At 68.1% G+C, this 26871-nt stretch carries 17 protein-coding genes; 13 read left to right on the top strand and 4 right to left on the bottom strand.

Going from position 1 to position 26871, the window contains the following annotated elements; translation table 11 throughout:
• Positions 1–65 precede the first annotated feature (65 nt).
• The 8 genes from A5764_RS07365 to A5764_RS07400 all read left to right on the top strand — a co-directional run bounded on the left by A5764_RS07365 (position 66) and on the right by A5764_RS07400 (position 9725).
• On the top strand, positions 66–1637 hold the full coding sequence (locus A5764_RS07365) for a carboxyl transferase domain-containing protein (protein WP_067110860.1): 1572 nt from the start codon (positions 66–68) through the stop codon (positions 1635–1637).
• Between the two features lie 2 nt (positions 1638–1639).
• On the top strand, positions 1640–3643 hold the full coding sequence (locus A5764_RS07370; RefSeq protein WP_067110984.1) for an acetyl/propionyl/methylcrotonyl-CoA carboxylase subunit alpha: 2004 nt from the start codon (positions 1640–1642) through the stop codon (positions 3641–3643).
• Positions 3644–3645: 2 nt separating this feature from the next.
• Positions 3646–4821, top strand: a complete 1176-nt coding sequence (locus A5764_RS07375; RefSeq protein WP_067110863.1) for an acyl-CoA dehydrogenase family protein — start codon at positions 3646–3648, stop codon at positions 4819–4821.
• On the top strand, positions 4803–5327 hold the full coding sequence (locus tag A5764_RS07380; protein WP_369807283.1) for a MaoC family dehydratase: 525 nt from the start codon (positions 4803–4805) through the stop codon (positions 5325–5327). The genes A5764_RS07375 and A5764_RS07380 overlap by 19 nt, the downstream gene beginning before the upstream one ends.
• Positions 5324–6145: a CoA ester lyase gene (locus A5764_RS07385; protein ID WP_067110869.1), complete on the top strand. Its 822-nt coding sequence runs from the start codon at positions 5324–5326 to the stop codon at positions 6143–6145. The genes A5764_RS07380 and A5764_RS07385 overlap by 4 nt, the downstream gene beginning before the upstream one ends.
• A 237-nt stretch (positions 6146–6382) precedes the next feature.
• Complete coding sequence (gene pdhA / locus A5764_RS07390; protein ID WP_067110873.1) at positions 6383–7474, top strand: pyruvate dehydrogenase (acetyl-transferring) E1 component subunit alpha; 1092 nt, start codon at positions 6383–6385, stop codon at positions 7472–7474.
• Complete coding sequence (gene bkdB, locus A5764_RS07395) at positions 7471–8526, top strand: 3-methyl-2-oxobutanoate dehydrogenase subunit beta (RefSeq protein ID WP_067110877.1); 1056 nt, start codon at positions 7471–7473, stop codon at positions 8524–8526. The genes pdhA and bkdB overlap by 4 nt, the downstream gene beginning before the upstream one ends.
• Positions 8523–9725: a dihydrolipoamide acetyltransferase family protein gene (locus A5764_RS07400; protein WP_067110880.1), complete on the top strand. Its 1203-nt coding sequence runs from the start codon at positions 8523–8525 to the stop codon at positions 9723–9725. The genes bkdB and A5764_RS07400 overlap by 4 nt, the downstream gene beginning before the upstream one ends.
• Positions 9726–9862: 137 nt before the next feature.
• Here A5764_RS07400 and A5764_RS07405 read toward each other — a convergent pair whose 3' ends face one another.
• Positions 9863–10711, bottom strand: a complete 849-nt coding sequence (locus tag A5764_RS07405) for an LLM class F420-dependent oxidoreductase (protein ID WP_067110883.1) — start codon at positions 10709–10711, stop codon at positions 9863–9865.
• Between the two features lie 121 nt (positions 10712–10832).
• Between A5764_RS07405 and A5764_RS07410 the strand changes: the two genes are divergently transcribed.
• Both A5764_RS07410 and A5764_RS07415 read left to right on the top strand, forming a co-directional pair.
• The gene (locus A5764_RS07410; RefSeq protein ID WP_067110886.1) at positions 10833–11768 is read left to right on the top strand and encodes a LysR family transcriptional regulator; all 936 of its coding nucleotides are present in this window, start codon (positions 10833–10835) and stop codon (positions 11766–11768) included.
• A gap of 132 nt (positions 11769–11900) precedes the next feature.
• Positions 11901–12800, top strand: coding sequence for a bile acid:sodium symporter family protein (locus A5764_RS07415; protein WP_067110889.1), 900 nt, complete (start codon positions 11901–11903; stop codon positions 12798–12800).
• Here the strand turns inward: A5764_RS07415 and A5764_RS07420 are convergent.
• Positions 12797–13570 (bottom strand): enoyl-CoA hydratase, encoded by a 774-nt coding sequence (locus A5764_RS07420; RefSeq protein ID WP_067110892.1) that lies wholly within the window; start codon positions 13568–13570, stop codon positions 12797–12799. The genes A5764_RS07415 and A5764_RS07420 overlap by 4 nt on opposite strands.
• 174 nt (positions 13571–13744) lie before the next feature.
• Between A5764_RS07420 and A5764_RS07425 the strand changes: the two genes are divergently transcribed.
• Both A5764_RS07425 and A5764_RS07430 read left to right on the top strand, forming a co-directional pair.
• Complete coding sequence (locus tag A5764_RS07425) at positions 13745–13990, top strand: hypothetical protein (protein WP_067110895.1); 246 nt, start codon at positions 13745–13747, stop codon at positions 13988–13990.
• Positions 13991–14061: 71 nt separating this feature from the next.
• The gene (locus A5764_RS07430) at positions 14062–14745 is read left to right on the top strand and encodes a carboxymuconolactone decarboxylase family protein (RefSeq protein WP_067110898.1); all 684 of its coding nucleotides are present in this window, start codon (positions 14062–14064) and stop codon (positions 14743–14745) included.
• A 10-nt stretch (positions 14746–14755) separates the two neighbouring features.
• On the opposite strand, the gene A5764_RS07435 is transcribed toward A5764_RS07430, so the two are convergent.
• On the bottom strand, positions 14756–15187 hold the full coding sequence (locus A5764_RS07435; protein WP_067110906.1) for an Hsp20/alpha crystallin family protein: 432 nt from the start codon (positions 15185–15187) through the stop codon (positions 14756–14758).
• 183 nt (positions 15188–15370) lie between these two features.
• Entirely contained in the window at positions 15371–16828 is a 1458-nt protein-coding gene (locus A5764_RS07440; protein ID WP_067110987.1) for an FAD-binding oxidoreductase, read from the bottom strand.
• A gap of 269 nt (positions 16829–17097) precedes the next feature.
• On the opposite strand from A5764_RS07440, the gene A5764_RS07445 reads away from it, so the two are divergent.
• On the top strand, positions 17098–26820 hold the full coding sequence (locus tag A5764_RS07445) for a type I polyketide synthase (protein ID WP_067110908.1): 9723 nt from the start codon (positions 17098–17100) through the stop codon (positions 26818–26820).
• Positions 26821–26871 lie beyond the last annotated feature (51 nt).

A 26871-nucleotide genomic window follows, 5' to 3' on the forward strand; every position in this document is an offset into this window, starting at 1 on the left:
CTCGCCAAAACCGAACCGGCCCTTGCGCTGGCGGCAACAGGGAGGCAATCGTGAGCTCGTCTGTTATGACCGCGCCGTCGTTCGCCGACGAGCACCGCCGACTCGTCCGCGAGCTGAACGCCAAGTTGGCCGCGGCGGCGTTGGGCGGCAGCGAACGCGCCCGCGAACGCCACGTCAGCCGCGGCAAGCTGTTGCCCCGCGAACGGGTCGATCGCCTGCTGGATCCGGGCAGCCCGTTCTTGGAGCTGTCGCCGCTGGCCGCCAACGGCATGTACGACGACGAGTCCCCGGGTGCGGGCGTCATCACCGGTATTGGGCGGGTGTCGGAGCGCGAGTGCGTGATTGTCGTCAACGACGCCACGGTCAAGGGCGGCACCTACTACCCCATGACGGTCAAAAAGCACCTGCGTGCCCAGGAAGTCGCGCTGCAGAACCGGTTGCCGTGCATCTACCTGGTGGACTCCGGCGGTGCGTTCCTTCCGCGCCAGGACGAGGTGTTCCCCGACCGCGAGCACTTCGGCCGGATCTTCTACAACCAGGCGACCATGAGCGCCAAAGGGATTCCGCAGGTGGCCGCGGTGCTGGGTTCGTGCACGGCGGGCGGCGCCTACGTGCCGGCGATGAGCGACGAGGCCGTCATCGTGCGCGAGCAGGGCACGATCTTCCTCGGCGGCCCGCCGCTGGTGAAGGCCGCTACCGGCGAGATCGTCTCCGCGGAGGAGCTCGGCGGCGGCGACCTGCATTCGCGCGTCTCCGGTGTCACCGACCACCTGGCGGAGGACGACGAGCACGCGCTGCGGATCGTCCGCTCGATCGTGGCCACCTTCGGCCCGCGAGAGCCCGGCCAATGGGAGGTGCGACGGTCGGTCGAGCCCAAGCACGCACAAACCGAGCTCTACGACGTGGTGCCGCCGGACCCCCGGGTGCCCTATGACGTGCACGAGGTCATCGTCCGGCTGGTCGACGGCAGCGAATTCGGCGAATTCAAGGCCAATTACGGCAAGACGCTGGTGACCGCCTTCGCCCGCATCCACGGTCACCCCGTCGGGATCATCGCCAACAACGGCGTGCTGTTCAGCGAATCCGCCCTGAAGGGCGCGCATTTCATCGAGCTGTGCGACAAGCGCAACATCCCGCTGCTGTTCCTGCAGAACATCGCCGGGTTCATGGTCGGGCGCGACTACGAGGCCGGCGGCATCGCCAAGCATGGCGCCAAGATGGTCACCGCCGTGGCATGCGCCCGGGTGCCCAAGCTGACCGTCGTGATCGGCGGATCCTATGGCGCGGGCAACTATTCGATGTGCGGGCGGGCGTATTCGCCCCGGTTCCTGTGGATGTGGCCCAACGCGCGGATTTCGGTGATGGGGGGCGAGCAGGCGGCGTCGGTGCTCGCGACGGTCCGCGGTGAGCAGCTCGCCACGGCGGGTAAGCCGTGGTCGGCCGACGAGGAGGAGGCGTTCAAGGCGCCCATCCGCGAGCAGTACGAAGACCAGGGCAACCCGTACTACTCGACGGCCCGCCTGTGGGACGACGGCATTATCGACCCGGCCGACACCAGAACCTGTGTCGGGCTTGCGCTTTCGGCATGCGTCCACGCGCCGCTGGAACCGGTCTCCTACGGCGTCTTTCGGATGTGAAGATGTTCGACACGGTATTGGTGGCCAACCGCGGCGAGATCGCGGTGCGGGTGATCCGGACCCTGCGCCGGCTGGGCATCCGGTCGGTCGCCGTCTTCAGCGACCCGGACGCCACCGCGCGCCACGTGCTCGAGGCGGACACGGCCGTCCGGCTGGGACCGGCCGCGGCGCGCGAAAGCTACCTGAACATCGCCAAGGTGGTCGACGCCGCCGTGCGCACGGGATCCCAGGCGATCCACCCGGGCTACGGGTTCCTTTCGGAGAACGCCGGTTTCGCGGCCGCCTGCGAACGTGCCGGCGTGGTGTTCCTGGGGCCGCCGGCGCGGGCGATCCAGGTCATGGGCGACAAGATCACCGCCAAGAACGCGGTCGCCGCCTTCGACGTTCCGGTGGTGCCCGGCGTGGCGAAACCGGGGCTGACCGATGACGAACTGGTCGCGGCGGCCGATGAGGTCGGCTATCCGGTGTTGATCAAGCCGTCGGCAGGCGGCGGCGGCAAGGGCATGCGGCTGGTGGGCGACCCGGCCCGGCTGCGCGAGGCGCTGGTGGGGGCGCGCCGGGAGGCTGCCTCGTCGTTCGGTGACGACACCCTGTTCCTGGAGCGATTCGTGTTGCGGCCCAGGCACATCGAGGTGCAGGTGCTAGCCGACACCCACGGCAACGTGCTGCATCTGGGCGAGCGCGAATGCAGTCTGCAGCGCCGCCACCAGAAGGTCATCGAGGAGGCGCCGTCGGCGCTGCTGGATCCCGAGACGCGCGCGCGGATCGGGGCCGCGGCCTGCAACACCGCCCGCAGCGTCGACTACGTCGGTGCCGGCACCGTGGAGTTCATCGTGTCCGCGGACCGGCCGGACGAATTCTTCTTCATGGAAATGAACACCCGCCTGCAGGTTGAGCATCCGGTCACCGAAGCCGTCACCGGCCTGGACCTGGTGGAGTGGCAGCTGCGGGTCGCCGCGGGCGAGAAGCTGGCGTTCGCCCAGGACGAGATCGAACTGCGCGGGCACGCCATCGAGGCCCGCGTGTACGCCGAAGATCCGGCGCGGGGCTTCCTGCCCACCGGCGGCCGGGTGCTGCAGGTGTTCGAGCCGTCCGGCGACGGGGTGCGGGTGGATTCGTCACTGCTGGCCGGAACGCTGGTCGGCAGCGACTACGACCCGATGCTGAGCAAGGTGATCGCATACGGGAGCGATCGCGAGGAGGCGCTTGACAAACTCGACCGGGCGCTGGCGCGGACCGCGGTCCTGGGTGTGCAGACCAACGTCGAATTCCTCCGGTTCCTTTTGGCCGACGATCGGGTGCGGGCCGGCGACCTGGACACCGCGCTGCTGGACGAGCGGCTGGCCGACTTCGCGCCCGCCCCCGCGCCCGACGATGTGCTCGCCGCCGGCGGCCTCTTTCGTCACTGGGCTTTGGCTTTCAGGGCTCGCCGCGGCGACGGCAACCCGTGGGCCGAGCCGACGGGATGGCGGGTCGGCGGTGGCGCGGCGCCGGTGCGTACCGAGATGCAGACCCCGCTGCGCCGCGAGATGGTGTCGGTGTGGGGGTTACCCGAGGCCGCCAGGGTGCAGGTCGGCGACGGTGAGATCGTCAGCGCCAGCGTGGAAGTCAAAGGGACACTGATGAGCGCGACGCTGGACGGGCTGCGCCGCGAATACCGGTGGGCCGAGGCCGACCGGCACCTGTGGATCGCCGACGAACGCGGAACCTGGCACCTCCGGGAGGCCGAGGAACACAAGATTCACCGCGCCACCGGCAAGCAGCAAGCGGACATCGTCAGCCCCATGCCCGGCAGCGTCATCGCCGTCCAGGTCTCCTCCGGCGCTCAAGTGTCCGAAGGAGACGTGGTGGTGGTCGTCGAGGCGATGAAGATGGAACACTCACTGGCCGCGCCGGTTTCGGGGCAAGTGGAGGTGCTGGTATCCGTCGGCGATCAGGTGGCGGTGGATCAGGTGCTGGCCCGGCTGATCCCGGATCCCCAAGAAGGCTCAGAAAGTAAGGACTAGACATGACGACTTCCATTACGGCCGGGACGTTACCCAAGGAATACGAAGATCTTCGCGACACCGTCGCCGACTTCGCACGCACCGTGGTCGCGCCGGTGTCGGCCAAACACGATGAGGAGCACAGCTTCCCGTACGAGGTCGTCGCCAAGATGGGCGAGATGGGGCTGTTCGGCCTGCCGTTCCCGGAGGAGTACGGCGGCATGGGCGGCGACTACTTCGCGCTGGCACTGGCCCTCGAGGAACTCGGCAAGGTCGACCAGTCGGTGGCCATCACGCTGGAAGCCGGAGTGGGGTTGGGCGCGATGCCGATCTACCGGTTCGGCACCGAGGAGCAGAAGCAGAAGTGGCTGCCCGACCTGGTGGCCGGACGGGCGCTGGCCGGCTTCGGGCTGACCGAGCCGGGTGCGGGTTCCGACGCGGGCGGCACGCGTACCACCGCCCGGCTCGATGACGGCGAATGGGTGATCAACGGCGCCAAGCAATTCATCACCAACTCCGGCACCGACATCACCTCGCTGGTCACCGTCACCGCGGTCACCGGGACCATTGGAATCGGGGCGGGTGGCAAGAAAGAGATCTCGACGATCATCGTGCCCAACGGCACAACGGGATTCACCGTCGAGCCGGTCTACAACAAGGTCGGCTGGAACGCCTCGGACACCCACCCGCTGACCTTCGCCGACGCCCGCGTTCCCGAGGAGAATCTGCTGGGCGCCCGCGGAACCGGCTACGCCAACTTCCTGTCCATCCTGGACGAGGGCCGCATCGCGATCGCCGCGCTGGCCACCGGAGTGGCGCAGGGATGCGTCGATGAGAGCGTCAAGTACGCCAAGGAGCGCGAATCGTTCGGCAAGCCGATCGGTTCCTACCAGGCGATCAGCTTCAAGATCGCGCGGATGGAGGCCCGCGCCCACGTCGCACGCACGGCCTACTACGATGCGGCTGCAAAGATGTTGGCGGGCAAGCCATTCAAAAAGGATGCCGCGATCGCGAAGATGATCTCCTCGGAGGCGGCGATGGACAACGCCCGCGACGCCACACAGATCCACGGGGGGTACGGCTTCATGAACGAGTATCCGGTGGCGCGGCACTACCGCGACAGCAAGATCCTCGAGATCGGTGAAGGGACTACCGAAGTGCAGTTGATGCTCATCGCTCGATCGCTGGGGCTGTCGTGACAGCTACCGAACCGGGTGGCAAGTCAATCATCCAGCGCGGCTTGTGGTTTGAGGAGTTCGAGGTCGGCACCACCTATCTGCACCGGCCCGGCCGCACCGTCACCGAGGCCGACAACGTGTTGTTCACCACGCTGACGATGAACACGCAGTCGCTGCACCTCGACGCGGCCTGGGCCGCCGAGCAGCCGGGCTTTCGGGGCGAAAGGCTGGTGAACTCCATGTTCACCCTCTCGACGCTGGTCGGGCTATCGGTGGCGCAGCTGACACTCGGCACCATCGTGGCCAACCTGGGCTTCTCCGAGGTCTCGTTTCCCAAGCCGGTCTTTCACGGCGACACCCTGTACGCCGAGACGGTGTGCGCCGGCAAACGCGAGTCGAAGAGCCGGCCTGGCGAAGGCATCGTCACGCTCGAGCACACCGGCCGCAACCAGCATGGCGACGTCGTGGCGCGGGCGGCGCGGACCACGCTGGTGCAGAAGCGCCCAAGCACGGGGGAGCCCCGATGAACCTGCGCTCCGCCGGGCCCGCGTGGCTGTTCTGCCCCGCCGACCGTCCCGAGCGTTTCGCCAAGGCCGCCGCTGCCGCCGACGTGGTGATCCTCGATCTCGAGGACGGCGTGGCCGAAGCCGACAAGGCCGCCGCCCGCAAGGCGCTGCGCGAGACGCCGCTGGACCCCGAGCGCACCGTGGTGCGCATCAACGCGGCAGGCTCCGGCGAGCACGCCCTCGACCTAGAGGCCCTCGCCGACACCGCGTACGCGACGGTGATGTTGTCCAAGACCGAATCGGCCGCGCAGGTGACCGGGCTCGCGCCGCGCGACGTCATCGCGCTGATCGAGACCCCACGCGGTGCGGTGTGCGCCGCCGAAATCGCCGCGGCGCAGGGCACCGTGGCGATGATGTGGGGCGCCGAGGACCTGGTCGCAACGCTGGGCGGCAGCTCCAGCCGGCGGCCCGACGGCACCTACCGGGACGTCGCCCGCCACGTGCGGTCGACGGTCCTGCTGGCGGCGTCGGCGTTCGGCCGCATCGCGCTGGACGCCGTGCATCTGGACATCCGCGACCTCGAGGGCCTGCGGGAGGAGGCCGACGACGGCGTCGCGGTGGGCTTCGACGGGACCGTGTGTATCCACCCGAGCCAGATCGCGGTGGTGCGCGAGGCCTATCGTCCCGGCGAGGAGAAGCTGGATTGGGCGCGGCGGGTTTTGGCGGCGGCGAAGACCGAACGCGGGGTGTTCGCGTTCGAAGGACAGATGGTGGACTCGCCCGTGCTCAAGCACGCCGAGATGTTGCTGCGGCGGGCGGGGGAGTCGGCCACGGGCTGAGGGTCAAAGGCGCCGAAGCCCACCCGCGCCGACGGGCGCGACACGTTCTCGGCTCGACCGCGATCAACGCCCTGTCTTCGGGTTTGAGCGCATAATGGGGGATACGCCAGTGTCGCGGCGAGCGAAGCCTTTCGTGCAGCTGGCGATCGACTTCCGCTCGCGGTAGGTCCCGGCTGAGGTTTTGCTGTGGCCCGCCGAGGTCTTAAGTGCCACGCGGCTCCGAGCTAAGGAGGCGGTATGGCGGAGAGCCCTCGGGCGCCGATGACTGTCGACCTCGAGCCGGTCCGACTCGTGGCCGCGGACGGCACGCCGACGGCCGAAAGCCGCTACAGCCGCGACCTTCCCCCAGAGACGCTGTGCTGGCTCTACGAAATGATGGTGGTCACCCGCGAGCTCGACACCGAGTTCGTCAACCTCAAGCGCCAGGGGCAATTGGCGCTGTTCGCGTCGTGCCGCGGTCAGGAAGCCGCCCAGGTCGGCGCCACGGCCTGCCTGCGCAAGACGGACTGGCTGTTCCCCCAATACCGTGAGCTCGGCGCGTTTCTGGTGCGCGGCATCCCGCCCGCACACGTCGGCGTCGTTTGGCGCGGAACCTGGCACGGCGGACTGGAATTCACCAGGAAGTGCTGCGCCCCGATGTCGATTCCGATCGGCACCCAGGCCCCGCACGCGGTCGGCGCGGCGATGGCCGCGCAACGCCTTCGGGAGGATTCGGTGACGGTGGCCTTCCTCGGCGACGGCGCCACCAGCGAGGGCGACGTCCACGAGGCGCTGAACTTCGCGGCCGTGTTCACCGCGCCGTGTGTGTTCTACGTGCAGAACAACCAGTGGGCGATCTCGGTGCCGATATACAAGCAGACCGCCGCACCGTCCATCGCGCACAAGGCGATCGGCTACGGAATGCCCGGAATCCGGGTGGACGGCAACGACGTGCTGGCGTGCTACGCGGTGATGGCCGAGGCCGCTGCCCGCGCCCGGGCCGGGGGTGGGCCCACCTTGATCGAGGCGATCACCTACCGACTTGGCCCGCACACCACCGCCGATGATCCGACGCGGTACCGCACGCAGGAGGAAGTGGACCGCTGGGCGGCACTGGACCCGATTCCGCGGTACCGCACGTATCTGCAGGGGCAGGGCCTGTGGTCGGAACGCCTGGAGGAGCGGGTCGCCGCCCGGGGCAGGCGAATGCGGGCCGAGTTGCGCGACGCGGTCTTCGATGCGCCCAATTTCGACATCGACGAGGTGTTCACCACCGTGTACGCAGAGATCACGCCCGGGTTGCAGACCCAGCTGAAACAGCTGCGCACCGAATTGGGGCGGCCGGCATGACCCAGCTCGCCGACCCTCCCGCCGGCCCGGACGAAACGTTAACGGCCGCAGTCGAGAACGTTGCCCTGGGTGCCCAGCCGTTGACCATGGTGCAGGCGCTGAACCGCGCGCTGCACGACGCGATGGCCGCCGACGATCGGGTCCTGGTGTTCGGCGAGGATGTCTCGGTCGAGGGTGGGGTGTTCCGGGTGACCGAGGGACTGGCCGAGACCTTCGGCGAGGACCGCTGCTTCGACACGCCGCTGGCGGAGTCGGCGATCATCGGGATCGCCGTGGGGTTGGCGCTGCGCGGCTTTGTGCCGGTGCCCGAGATCCAGTTCGACGGGTTCTCCTATCCGGCATTCGATCAGGTGGTCAGCCATTTGGCCAAGTACCGCACCCGGACCCGCGGCGAGATCAACATGCCCGTCACCGTCCGCATCCCGTCGTTCGGTGGTATCGGTGCGGCAGAACATCATTCGGAGTCGACGGAGTCGTACTGGGCGCACACGGCCGGCCTGAAGGTGGTGGTGCCCTCGAGCCCCGCCGACGCCTATTGGTTGCTTCGCTACGCGATCGCCTGCCCGGACCCGGTGATATACCTGGAGCCCAAACGGCGCTACCAGGGCCGAGGCGTGGTCGACGCCAACCGGCCCGAACCGCCGATCGGGCAGGCAATGGTGCGCCGGCCGGGCACCGACGTCACCGTCGTGACGTATGGCAGCCTGGTGACCACCGCGGTGGCCACCGCGGAAGAGGCGCAGCGCCAACGCGGTTGGAGCCTGGAGGTCATCGACCTGCGATCGCTGGTCCCCTTCGACTTCGACACCATCGCCGAATCCATCCGGCGGACCGGACGCTGCGTGGTGTTGCACGAAGGGCCGCGCAGCCTGGGCTACGGCGCCGGTCTGGCGGCGCGCATCCAGGAAGAGATGTTCTACGAGCTGGAGGCACCGGTGTTGCGCGCCTGCGGTTTTGACACGCCCTACCCACCGGCGCGGCTGGAGAGACTGTGGTTGCCGGGCCCCGACCGGCTGCTGGACTGCGTCGAACGCGCGCTGGAGCTGCCGTGAGTGGCGAGGACCGGGTGAAGTCGTTCCGCGTCCCCGACCTTGGCGAGGGACTCGAAGAGGTGACGGTGTCGTGCTGGAACGTCGCCGCCGGCGACGACGTCGAGCTCAACCAGATTCTGTGCTCGGTGGAGACCGCCAAGGCCGAGGTGGAGATCCCCAGCCCCTACGCCGGTCGGATCGTCGAAACCCACGGCGCGGAGGGCGATGTGCTCCAGGTGGGTTCGGTGCTGGTCCGCATCGACACCGCACCGGTGAACGGCGAGGCGCCGGCGCCCAACGGCGAGGTGGCGGCGCCCAACGGCGAGATGGCAACGCCGACGCTGGTCGGGTACGGGGCCGACGCCGGCATCGACGCCAGCCGCCGCACCGGCCGGCCGCTTGCCGCCCCGCCGGCGCGCAAGCTGGCCAAGGAGCTGTCGGTCGACCTGTCGTCGATACGGCACGTTCTGGCGGGTCGGGTGATCACGCCCGCGGACGTGCTCGCGGCGGCGCATGGGTCCGATGCTGCACCCGAGGTGCGGCCGGTCCGCGGCGTGCAGGCGCGGATGGCCGAGAAGATGACCTTGTCGCACCGCGAGATCCCGGCCGCCCAGGCCAGCGTGGCCGTCGACTGCACGGAGTTGTTGCGGCTGTGTGAGCGGTTCCGTTCCGCCGATCAGCAGGTCACGCCGTTCATCCTCACGCTGCGGCTGCTCGTTATCGCATTGAGCCACAACATGATTCTCAACTCGACCTGGGTCGATGCGCCCGACGGCCCGCAGGTGCACGTCAGCCGCGGCGTGCAGCTGGGGTTCGGGGTGGCCACCAAACGCGGCCTGCTGGTCCCGGTCATCAGAGACGCTCACAAAAAGACGACCCGCGAATTAGGCCACCGCGCAGCGGAATTGATCGCCCACGCGCGGGAGGGCACCCTGACGCCCGCCGAGCTGACCGGCTCGACGTTCACCGTGTCGAACTTCGGGGCGCTGGGCCTGGACGGCGGTGTACCGGTGATCAACCACCCCGAAGCGGCGATCCTGGGCATGGGCGCGATCAAGCCACGCCCGGTCGTCGTCGGCGACGAGGTCAGAGTGCGGTCCACGATGACCCTGACATGCGTGTTCGACCATCGGGTCGCCGACGGCGCCGAGGTTGCGCAGTTCGTCTGCGAGCTTCGGGACCTGATCGAGTCGCCCGAGACCGCGCTGTTGGACATCTAGTGGTGTGTCCTGGATTTGGCCGTACCGGCGCCATGCGTTGACCGTCGCGGAGCCCTGACGGCCCGTGGCCCCGACGACTGCGATAGGCCCTGAGGACTTCATGTTCAGCTTGCTTCCTTCGCGCTGAAGTCTGGCACTTACGTGGCGGGGCGGCGCGCTGGCGTTGGGTTCTGTTGACAGTCACGCCAGGCCACCATTTCTTTCAGCGCGCCGAGGTCGTAGCCCGTGGTGGGGTCAGGGGCGATCTCGGCGATGAACGTGGTGGCGCCGGCCTGGCGGTAGGCCTCGGCGCTTTCAATGCCGAACCAGTGCACCGAGCGTTCAATGTCGTTTCCGTCGCGTCCCGCGGCCCGGGCCATCTCGTTGAGCCGAGCGCTGGCTTCCGTGAAGCCGTCCACCGAGAGGAAGGTGTGCCAGATGTCGGCGTAGCGCACCACCGCGGGCAGGGTTCGCTTGGGGCCGGTGCCGCCGATGAGGATGGGTATCTTGCGGACTGGCGGCGGGATCAGTTGGCCGAAGCGCGCCTCGATGCGCTTCAGCCCTTCGTCGAAGAGGTCGAAGCGGGATTTCCACGTTCCGAATTCGTATCCGTAACTGGTGTAGTCCTTTTCGTACCAGCCTGCGCCGAGACCGAGGATCAGCCGGCCGCAGCTGATGTGGTCGACGGTGCGGGCCATGTCGGCGAGCAGGTCGGGGTTGCGGTAGCCGATGCCGGTCACCAGCAGCCCGATCTCGGCGCGGTGGGTGATCTCACCCCACGATGCCAGCGCGGTCCAGCCCTCGAAGTTGGTGACGTCGGGCTGGATTTCGTCGAGCACGGGGATGCCCTGGTTGAGATCGGCGACCTGGGGCCTGTGGAAGTGATCCCAGCCGAAGATCAGGTCGGCCCCGAGTTCTTCGGCCTGCAGGACCGCGCTGCGCCAGGTGGCATAGTCCGGGGCGTTGCCGGGTTGCAGGAGAACGCCGGTGCGGATCGGTCGAGCCACGGGTCGGTTCCTTTCAGTTGATGGCAAGAAGTCGCTGTCCTCCCACGTTCAACATGCAGATGCGGTGAAGGCTTTCCCAAAATCCCATTCATGTTTCTGGGCACTGCGATAAGTTTCTTGGATGCCATCACTTCGAGCGTTGGAGTGCCTCGTTGCCGTCGCAGACACCGGATCGATCACCCAAGCCGCTCGACTGCTGCATTCGTCGCAACCCGCCGTCTCTCATCAGCTCGCCGCGCTGGAGCGCGAGGCCCGAACTATCTTGCTTCACCGTGAGCCGCGGGGCGCCAAGCTGACACCCGCCGGGAGGGCTGCCGTCGCGGATGCCAGGCGAGCGATCGACGCGGCCGAATCGGCAATGAGATCGGCACGCGCAGTAGGCGAAGCGGCCGGAGGGTCGCTTCGACTGGCCTGTGCGCAGAGCCTTACCGTGGCCGTGCTCGCCCCGGTCATTCGCCTGTGGCACCGTCGGCACCCGGACGTGGCGATCACCCTGCGGGAGGCGGCGGTGCTGGACGAGTTCCTCGGTTTCGTCGACTCCAGCGAGGTCGACTTGGCCGTCGTGCCTCTTCCCGTGCCCGACCGCTTCACGACCGCTGTCGTTGCCGACGAGGAAATCGTCCTGGCGGCGCCGTCAGGCCACCCCCTGGCTCGACAGCCGTCAGTACGCATTCAGGATCTGGAGGGTGCGCGGATCGTTCACTACTCGCCGGAGAACGGTCTCAGTGGATGGCTGGATCGATCGCTTGCGGCAGCGGGGATTCACACCGAGACAGTGATGAGGACAGCGGTGACGGCCGCGGCGCCGCAGCTCGCCGCGGCGGGCTTCGGCGTCGCAGTATGCCCCGTGAGCGCAGTTAGTGCTGGATTTCCAGGAGCAGTCCGATCGTTCTCGCCTCGGTGGGTCAGACAACTCGGGGCAGTAACGCCCGCCACACCGGATCCGCTCACCGCCCGGTTCATCGGCAATCTACGAACCCGAGGCGTGCATGTGTCTAGCGACGTGCGCGCTCAGCTCACAGACGCCGACTTCCCAGCTCGAAAGAAGCGAAACTAGCTCGTCGGATTGGCCCGGTACGGGTGTGCCGAGCGGGTTTTCGTCGGTGGCCATAGACTGACTTGCAATCAATGTAAGGCGAGCTAATTACTTTGTTGCGCCCTGGCCAGGGCGCCGAGACCGTGGAGCATTATGGACAACCGGTACTTTTCGTTGGTCATCGTGGTGGTCATGCTCGCGCTTGGGTTGACCCTCACGGTTGCCGACTTCAAGCGGGCTGCGACTTTGCGGCGTCCACTACTGGTCGCGCTGATCTGCCAGTCGTTGGTCCTGCCGACCCTGTGTCTGCTGATTGCCCAGGCTTTCCATCTTCAGCCGACCTTGGCGATTGGCCTCATGCTGATGTCCGCCACTCCCGGCGGGACGACGTCGAGCGTCCTCAGCCATCTGGTCAATGGGGACCTGGCGCTCAACGTCACGCTGACCGCGATCAACGCCGTGCTCTCGGTGGTAACGCTGCCGGCAATACTGGCAGCATCGATGGCTTGGTTCCGCGGCGATGGACATTTCATCCCGTTACAGCCGGGCAAGTTCTTAGTGGTATTCGGATTTATCCTCATACCTATCGCGATTGGCATCGCGATACGCCACCAATTCCCGGAACTAGCCAGGCGACTTCAGCAACCCGTCAAAATACTCGCGGCTGTGCTGCTCGTGCTTGTCGTCAGCGCATCGATCGTCAAAGGGCACACGACGGTATGGAAAAACCTGGGGGTGCTGACCGCGGCGGTCGTGTGCTTCTGCGCCGTTAGCCTGATGGTGGGCTATCTCGCGCCGCGCTGGATGCGCCTCGCTCCACGGCAGGCCGTCGCCATCAGCTTGGAGATCGGAATGCACAATGCAACGGTGGCGCTGGGCATCGCGCTGAGCCCACAACTACTGAACAGCGTTGAAATGGCCACTCCGGCGGCGGTTTACGGCGCGATCGCGCCCCTGATTGCCCTGACGTTCATCTTTGCCGTGCGCCGGCTGGATCCGGCGTTCCGTCGGGTGTCCCCCTCAGAGACCGCGGTGAGCGAACCCGCTTCCTAACGGCTCCGTCGCGCCGCGGCCAATCTGCTTGCGAATTCCGGTGATTGGATGGAATACACCTGCGGCCCCAGCTCGGTGCGCATGGCGTATTCGTGCTGCTCGTTGTCCGGCGATCCCGGGCTGATGGTGGCGCGCATGGTGGCCTTGGTCGCCAGCACCACCTCCCGCGGAGCCGCCGCGGGCCCCGCGGCCAGCTCCAGCGCCGCGGCGACCGGGTCGTCGGCAATGCTGAGCGCCAACCCGTGCCGCACGGCGGACTCGGCGTCGAAGCGCATGCCGAACAGTAGGGCCGCACGCGCCACCTGCGGGCCGACTGCCCGCTGCAGCATCCACGTCGCGCCCCCGCCGGGATGCAGCCCCAGCTTCTGAAAGCGGGCGTCGAACACCGCGGCCGGCCCGGCGATGCGCACGTCGGCGGCCAGCGCCAGGTTCAGGCCGGCACCGACCGCGGCACCGTTGACCGCGGCGATGGTGGGCAGCCGGCAGTTGGCGACCGCCATGAAGCCGTCGTAGATCCGCTGCAGCCCGGACTCGGCCGCACCGCCGCCGGCGGCCCCCAGCGCGCTGAGGTCGGCGCCGGCGCAAAACGCCTTGCCCGCCCCCGTGACCACGACCGCATGCACCTCGGGATCGGCCTCGGCCCGCTCCACGGCGGCCGACAATTGCGCCGATATCTCATCGGTGAGGGCGTTGCGCCGATCGGGGTCGTTGACGGTGATCAGCGCGACGTGATCGTCGACGCTGGACAAAACGAGGTCGGACTGGCCCATCGGCACCTCCGCGTTGCGCTATCGCTCCAGGCGAGACCCGGTCAGGGTACTCGGCGCGGCGCTGGTCGCCCCAAGCTCATCGAGGATTCCTCGTACCAAGGATTCATTCAGGATCCGTCAAGCCCTCGCGGCGACGCTGAAGTCAACCTTCGGCATCGACAAGAGGAGGACTTCATGCTCAGCACCGCGGAGAAGACGGCGAACAACAAGAAAATCGGCTATCTACGGTTGGCGATGGTCACTGCCACCACGGCCGTGCTCGTCGCGCTCGGTCTGGGTGCCGCCTACGTCAACATGCCGTCGGCCGGTCAGGTGTGTTCGGTGCGCAACGCCACCACGAACGACTCGGCCGGGCACACGATGTGGTGCAACCCGACCGAAAGCCGCGACCTGGTCTGGCAATACCGGCCGCGAGCATAACGCGTCAATAAGCCAAGCGCCGCAATGGCTTTCGTTTGCGCCTGCGCATACCCCGGGCGTACGGTTCGGCAATGATCACAGAGGGCACCATTCCGGCCAAGTACAAACTGCTGATGGCCATGATCGCTGCGGGTCCGGATGCTGCGTGCGCACTTGCCGCCGACGCGCGCGCGGCGGGCGCCTCGGAAGCCGAGATTGACGAGGCGCTCGACGTCGCGCGACTGTTTGGCCGCACGAGGGCACCGCTGGCCCGCATCAACCCGCGGCCACGGCGGACGACAGCCGGTGCCAAGCTGGGGTCCCACATCGCCCTTTGGGCCGCGACGCTGCTGGTTGCCGCCGGCCTGCTCGTGCAGGGCGCGCCAGCGAGTTGGGCCGACGTCTGCGGCGACGCCGGCGCCGCCCCGGCGTCAGGCTGCACCGAGCCCGGCGCCCGCGTCGGGGACCCGCCGGCGGCGGGCGCCTCGCAGCCCTCATGGCTGGGCGCGATTCAGCGTCGCGACCCGCAGTTCAGCGACTCGTACATGGCGATGCGCGAACGCATCCTCCGAGACGGCGCGATTCCGGCCAGGTACAAGCTGCTGATGGCGATGGTCACCGACGCGATCGCCGCACACCCGGACGGTGTCAGGACGTTGGCCAACAACGCCCGCGCCGCGGGCGCCACCGAGCCCGAGGTCACCGAGGCGGTCGAGGTCGGATACCTATTCGGCGGGACCGCGGCGCTCGTGATGGGCTCCAACGCCTTCAGCTAACTTCTCGGGATCAGTCCCGGGCTTCGACCTCGATGCGCTTGGCGGCCGGCGAACCGTTGGGCACCGGCACCGAGATGGCGAGAATGCCTTTTTCATAAGTAGCTTTGACGTCGTCGACGTCGGCGCCGGCGGGCAGCGGGACGGACCGCGAAAACGCCCCGTAGCTGAACTCGGACCGACCGTGCGATTCGACGGTCTGGGTGCGCACTGCCTTGATGGTGAGCATCCCGTCGTGCACGGTGATGTCGATGTCCTTCGCGGGGTCGACGCCGGGAATCTCGGCGCGCACCTGGTAGCGGCCGTCGTTGACCTCATCCTCGACGCGCAGGACGCTGCGGTCGAAGAGCGGACGCAGGCCGCCGAGCAGGGGAGCGGCACCCAAGAGCTCGCCGAGGTCGGGCATCAGGGTACGGGGTTGACGCTGGACTGACAGGGTTGACATTACTTCTCTCCTGAAGCTGTTGTATCTCTTACCATTTCGATCGAACCACTGTGCCGCAGCAGGTGCTAGACGGCGCCCGCCGATGTTGCGGCGAGATTCATTGGGCGTTCAGCCGACCTTCTACCAATGGGGTCTGGCGTTGACGGGTCACAGGGTCCTAGCATCGCGGCCGTCAGGCCGGCATCAATAGTTCAAGCCCGAGAACATGATCCGGCCCGGATCGTATTTCTGCCTCACCGCGGCCAGCCGAGACAGGTTCGGTCCGAAGTAGCGCGAAGCCGGCTGGTTCGCCTCAATGTAGTTCACGTAACCGCCGACGGAATACGGTTGCACCGCTTGGTGCGCCGTGTTCAGCCAGTTGGTGGCACCCGACGGGGGACCGGACGTTTCGACGTACCACTGCACCAGCGAAGACTGCCGACGCCACGGAAAGGCCGTGGCCCCCGGGTCGACGCTGGCGAGGGCGCCGTCGAGCGCGTGCATGATCGCCAGCATGCGGCCCGCCCCGCGAGGAAACGCGTCGACGGCGGAGGCGATCGCCTGGGCGGCGGCAGGGCTGATCGTCGTGAAGACGTCGGACCCGCCGACGTATCCCAGCGGCGCCGGGTTGAGGTTGCCGACGGCCAGGTACCGCACCAGGTCCAAATAGTTGAACGTGTGGGTGTCGGTGCCGGTCGGCTGCATGCCAACGGCCGACGTGATGGCGCTCGCCACGGTGGTACCCGACCCGGCCGGGCAGGTCGCCATGATGCGGCAATGCGTGCCCATCGGGTCGACGGTGGCGTCGGCGAGTGCCCAGCTGTTTCGGTCCGCGCTGCGCAGCCAGTTCTGCCAACCGAGAAGAACCTGCGCGAACGACTGCGGCGGAAAGTTGAGGTTGACGACGTCGACGTCATGGGTGGGGAAGGTGGCGAAGGTCAGCGCGGTTGTCACCCCGAAGTTGCCGCCACCGCCGCCGCGCAACGCCCAGAACAGGTCGGGGTTGTTGGCGGCGGACGCGGTGACCGCCTGGCCACTGGGCAGCACCACCGACGCCGACACCAATTGGTCGCACAGCAGGCCCGCGTGCCGGGACTGGGCACCTAGCCCGCCGCCCAGGGCATGGCCGGCCGCACCGACGGACGGGCAGGTGCCGGTCGGGATTCCCCGGCCGGCCGCGGCCAGCGTCTGGTGCAGCGCATACAGACTGGTGGCGGGCGTCGCGGTGACGTGGCCGGTGGCCGCGTCGTAATTGATGTCCCCGGGCAACTGACGCAGGTCGAGCACCATCGTGCCGTTCGCCGTCGACGCCCCCACGTACGAGTGCCCACCGCTGCGCGGGGCGACCTTGAGGTTGTGGGCGGCGGCGAACGCCATCGCCTTCTGCACGTCCGCAGCCGACTTCGGCACCACGACCGCCGCCGGCGTCGAGTCGTTGTAAACCGTGTTGAAAACCTGCTTGGCCGCGCCGAACTGCCCGCCGTCACCCGGCGTCAGCACCTGCCCGCCGATGGCCGTGGAAAGACCGCCCCAGCCCGAGGTATTCGGCTCGGCGCTGACCCGGCCCGACCCGAACACCGCGCCCGCGGCCAGCGCGCCCACGGCGCCCCGCAGAAACGCCTGGCGCGAGATCGCGCGCGTCGGCTCCCGCGGTACCGTCATGCCCGCATTCTGTGCCACCCGCCGGCCAAACCCGGCCCGCCGCACGACGTGTTGCAGGGTATTAGCCATTTCGTGACCGGCAGGCGCCATTGCGATGCATGACGCATCGAAACGGGGGCCTTTTCAGACCGCCGGGGTTATCCGGGAACGACGCCTATACGCCGCGCCCAGGGCCGGTTCCTCGATTGCAGCGGGGCCCAACGGGCTTGTCTCGCAATACTCTTTCCCTTTCCCGACACCCCGTCTGCTCATGCCGGTATCGTCGAGCCGTGGTTTTGTCGTCCATACCTGCTGTGCTGCGAGAACGTGCCACTCTGCAGCCTGACGAGACAGCGTTCACCTTCATCGACTACGAGCAGGACCGGGCGGGCGTCGCGGAAAACCTGACGTGGTCGCAGCTGTACCTGCGAACGCGGAACGTCGCACAGCAGCTCAACGCCTGCGGGTCTACTGGTGACCGCGCCGTGATATTGGCACCCCAAGGACTCGAATACGTCCTTGCGTTTCTAGGCGCATTGCAGGCCGGTCAAATCGCGGTCCCGTTGTCACTTCCGCTGGATGGCGCCAGCGATGAGCGCGTTAATGCCGTCCTGCATGACGCGTCGCCCTCGGCCATTCTCACGACCTCCTCGGCCGCAGACAACATCGCCGAATACATCAAGTCGAAGCCCGGTGAGCGCACGCCATCGGTCCTCGAGCTTGACTTGCTGGACCTTGACTCGGAAAACGGGGTCGCTGGTGAGCCCGACAGTCCGCCGAGCATTGCGCATTTGCAATACACCTCCGGGTCGACCCGCACGCCGGCCGGAGTTGTGGTCTCGCACAAGAACATTCAGGCCAATGTCGAACAGATCACGTCCGCCTACTACGAGGACGGGGTTGCCCCGCTGGACACCACCGTGGTGTCGTGGCTGCCGCTCTTTCACGACATGGGTTTGGTCTTCGGCATTATTTTCCCGATTCTGAAGGGATTTCGGACCGTGCTCACCAGCCCGCCGGCGTTCCTGCAGCGGCCGGCGCGGTGGATGCAATTGCTGGCAAGCAACACTCACGCATTTTCGGCGGGGCCCAACATTGCTTTCGAATTGGCGGCCCGAAAAACAACGGATGAGGATCTGGCCGGGCTTGACCTCGGGGGCGTGCGCAACATCCTCAATGGCGCCGAACGCGTAAACCCGCCCACGCTGCGGCGCTTCGCTGAGCGGTTCGCCCGCTTCAACCTTCGCCCCGAGGCGTTGCGGGCCTCATATGGGCTCGCGGAAGCCACGCTCTATGTGGCGACCCTCGACACGGGTCGACCACCAAAAACCGTGTTCTTCGAATCCGAGAAACTGACCGGCGGCCACGGCGAGCGGTCCGCGAGCGGCGACGGCATACCGCTGGTCAGTTACGGTATGCCGCAATCCCCGACGGTGCGCATCGTCGACCCCGACACCAGCATCGAGTGTCCGGTCGGAACGGTCGGTGAGATCTGGGTGCACGGCGACAACGTCTGCGAGGGCTACTGGCAGAAGCCTCAGGAGACGAAACGCACCTTCGGCGCGACAATTGTCGGTCCTTCGGCCGGGACACCCGAAGGGCCTTGGCTGAGAACTGGAGATCTGGGCTTCTTCTCCGACCGCGAGATGTTCATTGTCGGTCGTATCAAGGATCTCCTGATCGTCTACGGGCGCAACCATGCTCCCGACGACATCGAGGCGACCATCCAGGAGATCACCCGAGGCCGCTGCGTGGCGATCGCGGTCCCGGATGATGACGGCGTTGAGAAGCTGGTCACCATCGTCGAACTCAAGGCGCCCGACGGCTCCGACGAGGCCGCGCACAAGCTCGGCCTCGTCAGGCGTGATATCACCTCGGCGATATCGAGGTCGCACGGCCTCGGCGTGGCGGATCTCGTTCTGGTACCGCCTCATTCGATCCCCCTCACGACAAGCGGCAAGGTCCGACGACGGGATTGTCTACAGCTGTATCGGCGCGACGAGTTCACCCGCCTGGACGCGCTGATCCGCCGGCCAGAGCAGCGCGGAATCGACGACTCGGATGCGGTCGCCGCCGCCGACTCGGGGTTGGCCCAACGCGTGCGCACGCTCTACCGGCAGCAGCATGACCTGCTGGTGGGGGTGGTGTGCTCCGAGGCGGCAACGGTGTTGGGCCTTCCGAGCCCTAACGACATCGACCCGGAGTGGGCGTTTCAGGACCTGGGGTTCGACTCGGTGAAAGCCACCGAGTTGCTTGACCGGCTCAAAACCGTCACCGAACTCGAACTGCCACCCACCCTGGCCTTCGACTACCCCACCCCCGCCGCGTTGGCCACCCACCTGGGTCAGCGACTAAGCGGGTCGGTTCCGGCGGCTGCGCCGGTGGCGGCGCGGGTACAGGCGGACGAGCCGGTAGCGGTGGTGGGCATGGCGTGCCGATTCCCCGGCGGGGTGGATTCGGCGGCGGCGCTGTGGGATCTGGTGGCCGGCGGCACCGACGCGGTCGGGGAGTTTCCGGCCGACCGTGGCTGGAACCTCGCGGACCTGTTCGATCCCGATCCCGATGCGGTGGGCAAGACCTACACCCGCGCCGGAGGCTTTCTTCAGGAGGTCGCCGGGTTCGACGCCGAGTTCTTCGGGATCTCGGCGCGGGAGGCCCAAACCATGGATCCCCAGCAGCGGTTGCTGCTGGAAGTGTGCTGGGAAGCGTTGGAAACCGCCCGAATCGATCCGGCCGCTTTGATGCGCTCCGAGACCGGCGTGTTCATCGGGGCGTGGTCACAGAACTACGGCGCGGGCGGTTCCGACGGTGCGGAGGGATACGGCCTGACCGGCCTGTCCACCAGCGTGGCCTCGGGGCGCGTCGCTTACGCGTTGGGCCTGCAGGGCCCCGCCATCACCCTCGACACGGCCTGCTCGTCGTCGCTGGTGGCCACGCATCTGGCCTGTCAGTCCCTGCGAGACGGCGAGTCGGCTCTCGCCCTCGCCGGTGGCGTCACGGTGATGACCACCCCAGCAGTGTTCACCGAGTTCGCCCGCCAACGCGGGCTGGCCGCCGACGGGCGTTGTAAAGCCTTCTCCGCCAACGCCGATGGCACCGGCTGGGGCGAAGGGGCCGCGGTGCTGGTCCTGGAACGGCTCAGCGACGCCCACCGCAACAACCACCCGGTGTTGGCGGTCATCGCGGGATCGGCGATCAACCAGGATGGCGCCTCCAATGGCTTGACCGCCCCCAACGGGCCCGCCCAACAACGCGTCATCACCCAGGCCGTAGCCAACGCCGGCATCGGGCTTGATGAGGTCGACGTCGTCGAGGCCCACGGCACCGGCACCACCCTGGGCGACCCGATCGAGGCCAGCGCCCTGATCGCGACCTACGGCGCCGCGCGCGGGAAAGAGCACCCATTGTGGCTGGGATCGATCAAATCCAACATCGGCCACACCCAGGCCGCCGCCGGCGCCGCCGGACTGATCAAGATGATCGCGGCCCTCAACCACGACAGCTTGCCCCCGACCCTCAACGTCGACCGCCCCAGCCCGCACATCGACTGGTCGGCCGGCACCGTTCGCCTCGTCACGGAGCCGGTGCCCTGGCCGGACACCGAGCACCCCCGCACCGCGGCGGTGTCCTCGTTTGGCATCAGCGGCACCAACGCGCACGTCATCCTCCAGGAAGCCCCCAACCCGTCGGCCGAATCGGCTGACGCCCACCCCCCGGCCGAGCAAGCCCCCGACGCCGTTGACTTCGGGTTGGCGATGTGGCCGGTGTCGGCGCGCACCCCCTCGGCGTTGTCCGCGCAGGCCGACCGGCTGCATCGACACCTGATCGGCCATCCCGAGCTGGATCTCACCGACGTGGCCTACAGCCTGGGCGGCACCCGCACCCATCACTCCCATCGCGCAGTGATCACGGCGCCGGTGACCAGCGCCGACCGGCGCAAAGACCTGCTGGACGCCCTCGATGCGCTGCGACGCGACCAACCCCACCCGCAAGTGACCCGCCACCACTACCTGGCCCACCTTCGCGGCAAGACGGTGTTCGTCTCACCCGGCCAAGGCGCCCAATACCCCGGCATGGGGCGAGAGCTCTATGAACACCACCCCGTCTTCGCCGCCATGGTCGACGACTGCGACGAGGCGTTGCGCCCATTCACCGGCTGGTCGGTGCGTGAGGTGTTGCGTCAGGACCCGGCGGCCCCGGCGCTGGACCGAGTCGACGTCGTCCAGCCTGTGCTGTTCACGATGATGGTTTCGCTGGCCGAGGTGTTGAAGGGCTACGGCATTGTTCCCGACGCGGTGATCGGCCACTCCCAAGGCGAGATCGCCGCGGCGTACATCGCCGGGGTGCTTCCGCTGCCGGAGGCCGCCCTGGTTGTGGCGCGGCGCAGTCAGGCGCTGAGCGACCTGCGCGGCGGCGGCGCTATGGCGTCGGTGCTGCTGGCCGCCGACCAACTGCACCCACGCCTGCGGCCGTGGAGCGAGGCGTTGAGCATCGCCACGATCAACGGCCCGTCGCACACCATCATCAGCGGCCACCCGACCGCGCTGGAGGAGTTCACCGCGGCGTGTGATCGGGACGGCATCCACATCCGGCCCATCGCCGTTGACTACGCCTCGCATTCCGCTCAGGTCGAGCCACTACGCGAGCGCCTCCTGGCCGAGCTGGCCGACCTGACTCCGGCGCCCGCCCATATCCCGCTGTATTCCACAGTGGGAGAAGCACTTTCGGGCGATGCCCTGGACACGACCACCATGGACGCCGAGTACTGGTATCGGAATTTGCGCGAGCCGGTCCGGTTCCATGACCGTGTGGTCCAGCTTCTGGCCGCCGGCGAGCACACGTTCGTCGAGCTCTCTCCGCATCCCGTATTGGCGCCGGCGATCACCGACACCCTGGCCCAGGCCGCGGGGCGGACCCAGTCGGCGGTGGTCATCACGTTGCACCGGGACCGCCCCGACCAAGACAGCCTGGCCGCCACGTTGGCCCAGCTGCACAATCACGGCCACAGCCCGTCGTGGTCGGCGCTGTATCCCCACGCCCGCACCGTCGAGCTGCCCACCTACCCCTTCGAGCACCGCCGCTACTGGGTCGCCGACACCCCGGCCGGCGACGCCGGCGGTCTCGGCCTGGACCGCGCCGAACATCCCTTGCTGGGCGCGGTCGTCGAACTGGCCGGCCAAGACCAGGTCATAGTCAGCGGGCGGCTCTCACCCAGCACCCAGGACTGGCTGGCCGGGCATCGAGTCAACGACACCGTGGTCTTCCCAGCGACCGCTTTCATCGAGGTGATTCTGCGGGCAGGTGAATTGACCGGCTGCCCGGCGATCGACGAGCTGATCCTGCGCGCGCCCCTGACGCTGTCGGAGCAGACGCCGACCGACCTGCAGATCCTGGTGCATCCGCTCGATGAGCACGGGGTGCGCCCGTTCAGCGTGCACTCGCGTTCGGCCGGCCAGCATCCCGGCGCGTGGACCCTGCACGCCAGCGGCGCGGTGAGCGCCGATCAGCCCGCCGCTGGCTCTCCGCCCGTGCCGGCGGCGGGTATGGAGACCCTCGACCAGGACGACTTCTACGAACGCCTGGCCCAACGGGGTTACGGCTACGGCGGTCCGTTCCGCTCGCTGCGGGGTATCGCCACCGACCCGGCTCGACCCGGCGACCTCTACGCCGAGGTGGCGTTGCCCGCCGGCACCGATATCACCGGCTACGGTATCCACCCCGCCCTCCTGGACGCCGCTCTGCACCCGTTGGCCGCCGCGTCGGACCGCGCCGGCGAGGCCGACGCGACGTTGCGGCTTCCGTACGCGTTCAGCGGAATCGCCCTGTACGCGACCGCGGCCGGCCAGCTGCATGTCCACCTGACCCGCACCGGCGAGGACACGTTCGAGCTGCACGCCACCGACCCCACCGGCGCGCCGGTGATCACCATCCGCGCGCTGACCCTGCGCGCCGTCTCCGAGCACATCGGCCGGCCTGCTTCGATGGCCGGGCTGTCCGACAGCTTGTTCGAGCTGACCTGGCCACCGGCGCCCGATCAGCCCGATCGGTCGGCGACCCCGCCGCCGGCGTGGGCGGTGTGCACCGATTCACCCGAACACCTGCCGGGCAGCCTGTCCACCGGCGCGATCCACACCGACCTGGCCACCGTGACCCCTTGTCCGGACCTGGTGATCTGGCCCCTGCCCCTGCCCCTGCCCGTGGCCGAGGACGAGGCTGACCCGCCGCAGCGGGCCCACAGCCTGACCCGCCACGTGTTGGCCGAGCTGCAGAGCTGGCTGGCCCGGGCCGACACCGCCAACGCCCGGCTGGTGATCGTCACCCGTCGCGCGGTCAGCGTCAGCGCATATGACGGCGTCCCCGACCTGGCGCACGCCGCGGCCTGGGCGCTGATACACACCGCCCAAAACGAGCACCCCGACCGCATCGTCCTGCTCGACACCGACGACACCGTCGCCACCGCGGACAACCTGCTGGCTGTTGCCTCGGCGCGACCGGACAACGAGCCGCAGCTGGCCCTGCGCAACGGTGTTGCCCACATTCCCCGACTGGCCCGCACGCCGACCCTGACGCCACCGGATTCGCCCGCCTGGCAGTTGGGCACCACCCGCAAGGGTGACTTGAGCAACCTGACGCTGCTCCCCACCGACGCGCCCGCGACGCTGGCCCCGGGACAGATCCGCGTGCAGGTACGGGCCGCCGGGCTGAACTTCCGCGATGTGGTCGTGGCGTTAGGCGCCATCAAGGATGACGGCCTCGGTAGCGAAGGCGCCGGGGTCATCCTGGACTCCGGCGACGGGACGTCGCTGCGTCCCGGTGATGCGGTGATGGGCCTTTTCCCCCACAACGCGTTCGCGCCCACTGCGATCACCGACGAGCGCATGGTGGTCCCCATCCCGGCGGGGTGGTCATTCACCCAGGCCGCGTCCGCGCCGATCGTGTTTTTGACCGCCTATATCGCTTTGGTCGAGATCGCCCGGCTATCGGCCGGGCAGCGGGTGCTCATCCACGCCGGCGCCGGAGGTGTCGGTCAGGCCGCCATCCAGATCGCCCGCCACCTCGGTGCCGAGGTGTTCGCCACCGCACACCCGAACAAGCAGCACGTGCTCCACGAGCTCGGCGTCGACGCCGCGCACATCGCCTCGTCGCGCACGCTGGATTTCCTCGGCGCCTTCCGCGACGCCACCAATGGGCAGGGCATGGACGTCGTGCTCAACAGCCTCAGCGGCGATTTCGTCGACGCTTCGCTCCAATTGCTGCCCCGCGGAGGCAGTTTCATCGAAATCGGCAAGACCGACATCCGGCCGGCCGGCGACGTCGCCGCGGCGCATCCCGGAGTGGAGTATCAGGCCTACGACTTGTCCAGCGCGCCAGCGGAATCCCTGCAGCCGGCATGGGCGGCCCTGACCGAGATGTTTACCGCGGGTGTCCTCAAGCCGCTGCCCACGACCAGCTACGGCCTGCTGAACGCCGCCCAAGCCTTCCGCGACATGAGCCAAGCCCGCCACACCGGAAAGATCGTGCTGATCCCGCCCGCGGTGTTGGATCCGGAGGGCACGGTGCTGATCACCGGCGGTACGGGGATGCTCGGCGCGATCTTCGCCGAACATCTGGTCACCCGCTACGGCGTCAAGCATCTGCTGTTGGTGTCCCGCAGCGGGCCCAACGCTCCCGGCGCCACCGAACTGGAAGAACAATTGGCCGGGCTGGGCGCCCACGTCGCGATCACCGCCTGCGACACCAGCAACCCGGCCGAGCTGGCCGCAGCGCTCGACAGCGTCGCCGCCGGCCACCCGTTGACCGCGGTGATCCACGCCGCCGGCGTTCTGGATGACGCCGTGGTGACCGAGCTGAGCCCCGAACAGCTCGATGCGGTCTTGGCGGCCAAAGCCGACCCCGCCTGGCATCTGCATCACCTGACCGCCGACCGCGACCTGGCCGCCTTCGTGTTGTTCTCCTCGGCCGCAGGCATTCTGGGCGGACCCGGGCAGGCCAACTACGCGGCCGCCAACGCATTCCTGGACGCGCTGGCCCGACACCGCCACCACACCCAACGCGCGGCCAGCAGTGTGGCCTGGGGCTACTGGCAGACCCCCACCGGCATGACCTCCCACCTCAACACGGCCGACCTGACTCGTCTGACCAGCACCGGTCTCACCCCGATCACCAGCGAGCAGGGCCTGGCCCTGTTCGACGCCGTGCTGACCAGTCAACGGCCCAACGTGGTAGCCAGCCCCTTCAACACCGGCGCGTTGACCCGCCACGCCCGCAACAACACGTTGCCGCCGATCCTGTCCGCCCTGACCACCAGCCGCCCCCAAGCCGCCACCGCCAGCCCCCGCACGCTTGCCACCAGGTTGGCCACCCAAACGCCCCAGCAACGGCTTGACACCCTCACCGCGATGGTCACGGCCACTACCGCCGCCGTGTTGGCCCACCCGGACCCGGCCGCCCTCGATCCCGACCGTCCCTTCAAAGAGCTCGGCATCGACTCACTGACCGCCCTCGAGCTCCGCAACACCCTCAACCAGCGCACCGGCCTCGCGCTGCCGGCAACCCTGGCCTTCGACCACCCCAGCCCCACCGAGCTCGCCGTCCACCTGGCCGGCCTGCTCACCCTCACCGACACCGCCGCGCCCGGGATCGCGGCGGAGCAGCCCAGCACGAATGGCGTTGGGCCGGTGGACAACAGGCTCGCGTACCTGGACCAGGCGGCATTTCTCGCGACGCGGGCGGTGCACGGAGCACTGATCCAGGTCACCTGGATATACGACCGCGCCGTCAATCTCGAAGGGCTACGGCGCTTTCAGCGCACTCTCGGGCGCGGGTTGCTGGGACGCAGGATCGAACGGTCTGCGTTGCCGTTCGCGCGTGATCGCTGGGTCTTGGCTCCGGCACCGGAGGACATCGACGTCGCCGCAACGCCGCGCCCGCGCGCCGAGTTGACCACATGGGCCGACGAGCGGGTGCGCCTGCCCATCGATCCCGAGTGGGGACCCGCTTGGCATCTCGGGGTGCTGCGGCTCGAGGATGGCGGGACCGCAGTAAGTCTGGTGGCTTCGCACACGATCGTCGACGCGATCGCTTTCGGTCAGGCGATAGCCGATGCCGCCGAGGGCAGGACGCATGAATTGGGCTACCCGCCGGCGAAATCACGCACGTTGCGGCGGGCATTGCGGGAGGATCTTCAGCAGACCGTCAAGGATCTGCCCGACGTGGGGCGGGCGTTGGCCTCCGTGGCGCGGCGGGCCCGGCGCGACGCCAAGGAACTCAAGTCATCGATCAAGGCGGCACCACCCGCCCCGACGACGGCCGGCGTCGACCCGGTGGTCGAGGTGCCTGCCGTGACCGCATACATCGACCTGGCGGAATGGGATGCTCGCGCGAAAAGCCTTGGTGGAAGCAGTAACTCGCTGGTCGCAGGAATCGCGTGCCGACTCGCGGTGCGGATCGGGCGTGTCGGCGACGACGGAGCGGTCACCCTGCGATTCCTGGTGTCGCTGCGGACCGAAGGCGATACCCGTGGCAATGCGCTCACCAGCGTTGACGTCCCAGTCGACCCTGCGCACGCGGCGACCGACCTCGGCGAAATGCAGGCCAAAATCACGCAAGGAATCCTCGCGGCGATGGAGGACCCCGACAACGAGTGGCTGGCGCCGCTGCCGCTGGCGGCGCTGACACCGGTATGGGCGGCCAGGAAGGTAGCGGGGATGGCGGCGGGTGGTTCCACCTTGCCGGTCACTTGCTCCAACGTCGGTGATCTGTCCCCGGCGGCGAACCGGCCCGACGGCACCGACGCCGACTACGCGTACCTGAGGAACCTCGAGCCCGACATCAAGAAGAGCACGCTCGAGGCCATGGGTGGGCAACTGTTCCTGGGCTCCGGGCGGGGCCGCGGAAAGATGTCTATCAGAATCTCCGCATATCTTCTCGACCGCCCGAACACCAAAGGCGCTCTACGGGAAGTCGTTTCGCACACCTTTTCCGAATTTGATTTGACTGCCGAGATCGACTGACAATTGCCGAGCCGGCGCCGAGGTTGCCGTGGTGGCTGTGATTCCGTTTCC

Origin of the sequence: Mycobacterium sp. 852002-51057_SCH5723018 (genome assembly GCF_001667035.1) — a bacterium.
Taxonomy (GTDB): domain Bacteria; phylum Actinomycetota; class Actinomycetes; order Mycobacteriales; family Mycobacteriaceae; genus Mycobacterium.

Bases quoted from the DNA above. Each gene is read 5' to 3' on its own strand.
- A5764_RS07430 (WP_067110898.1), top strand. From the start codon at position 14,062: ATGATCACAGAGGGCACCATTCCGGCCAAGTACAAACTGCTGATGGCC.
- A5764_RS07410 (WP_067110886.1), top strand. From the start codon at position 10,833: ATGCCATCACTTCGAGCGTTGGAGTGCCTCGTTGCCGTCGCAGACACC.
- A5764_RS07425 (WP_067110895.1), top strand. From the start codon at position 13,745: ATGCTCAGCACCGCGGAGAAGACGGCGAACAACAAGAAAATCGGCTAT.
- pdhA (WP_067110873.1), top strand. From the start codon at position 6,383: ATGGCGGAGAGCCCTCGGGCGCCGATGACTGTCGACCTCGAGCCGGTC.
- A5764_RS07415 (WP_067110889.1), top strand. From the start codon at position 11,901: ATGGACAACCGGTACTTTTCGTTGGTCATCGTGGTGGTCATGCTCGCG.
- A5764_RS07385 (WP_067110869.1), top strand. From the start codon at position 5,324: ATGAACCTGCGCTCCGCCGGGCCCGCGTGGCTGTTCTGCCCCGCCGAC.
- bkdB (WP_067110877.1), top strand. From the start codon at position 7,471: ATGACCCAGCTCGCCGACCCTCCCGCCGGCCCGGACGAAACGTTAACG.
- A5764_RS07370 (WP_067110984.1), top strand. From the start codon at position 1,640: ATGTTCGACACGGTATTGGTGGCCAACCGCGGCGAGATCGCGGTGCGG.
- A5764_RS07365 (WP_067110860.1), top strand. From the start codon at position 66: ATGACCGCGCCGTCGTTCGCCGACGAGCACCGCCGACTCGTCCGCGAG.
- A5764_RS07420 (WP_067110892.1), bottom strand. From the start codon at position 13,570: ATGGGCCAGTCCGACCTCGTTTTGTCCAGCGTCGACGATCACGTCGCG.
- A5764_RS07375 (WP_067110863.1), top strand. From the start codon at position 3,646: ATGACGACTTCCATTACGGCCGGGACGTTACCCAAGGAATACGAAGAT.
- A5764_RS07440 (WP_067110987.1), bottom strand. From the start codon at position 16,828: ATGACGGTACCGCGGGAGCCGACGCGCGCGATCTCGCGCCAGGCGTTT.
- A5764_RS07435 (WP_067110906.1), bottom strand. From the start codon at position 15,187: ATGTCAACCCTGTCAGTCCAGCGTCAACCCCGTACCCTGATGCCCGAC.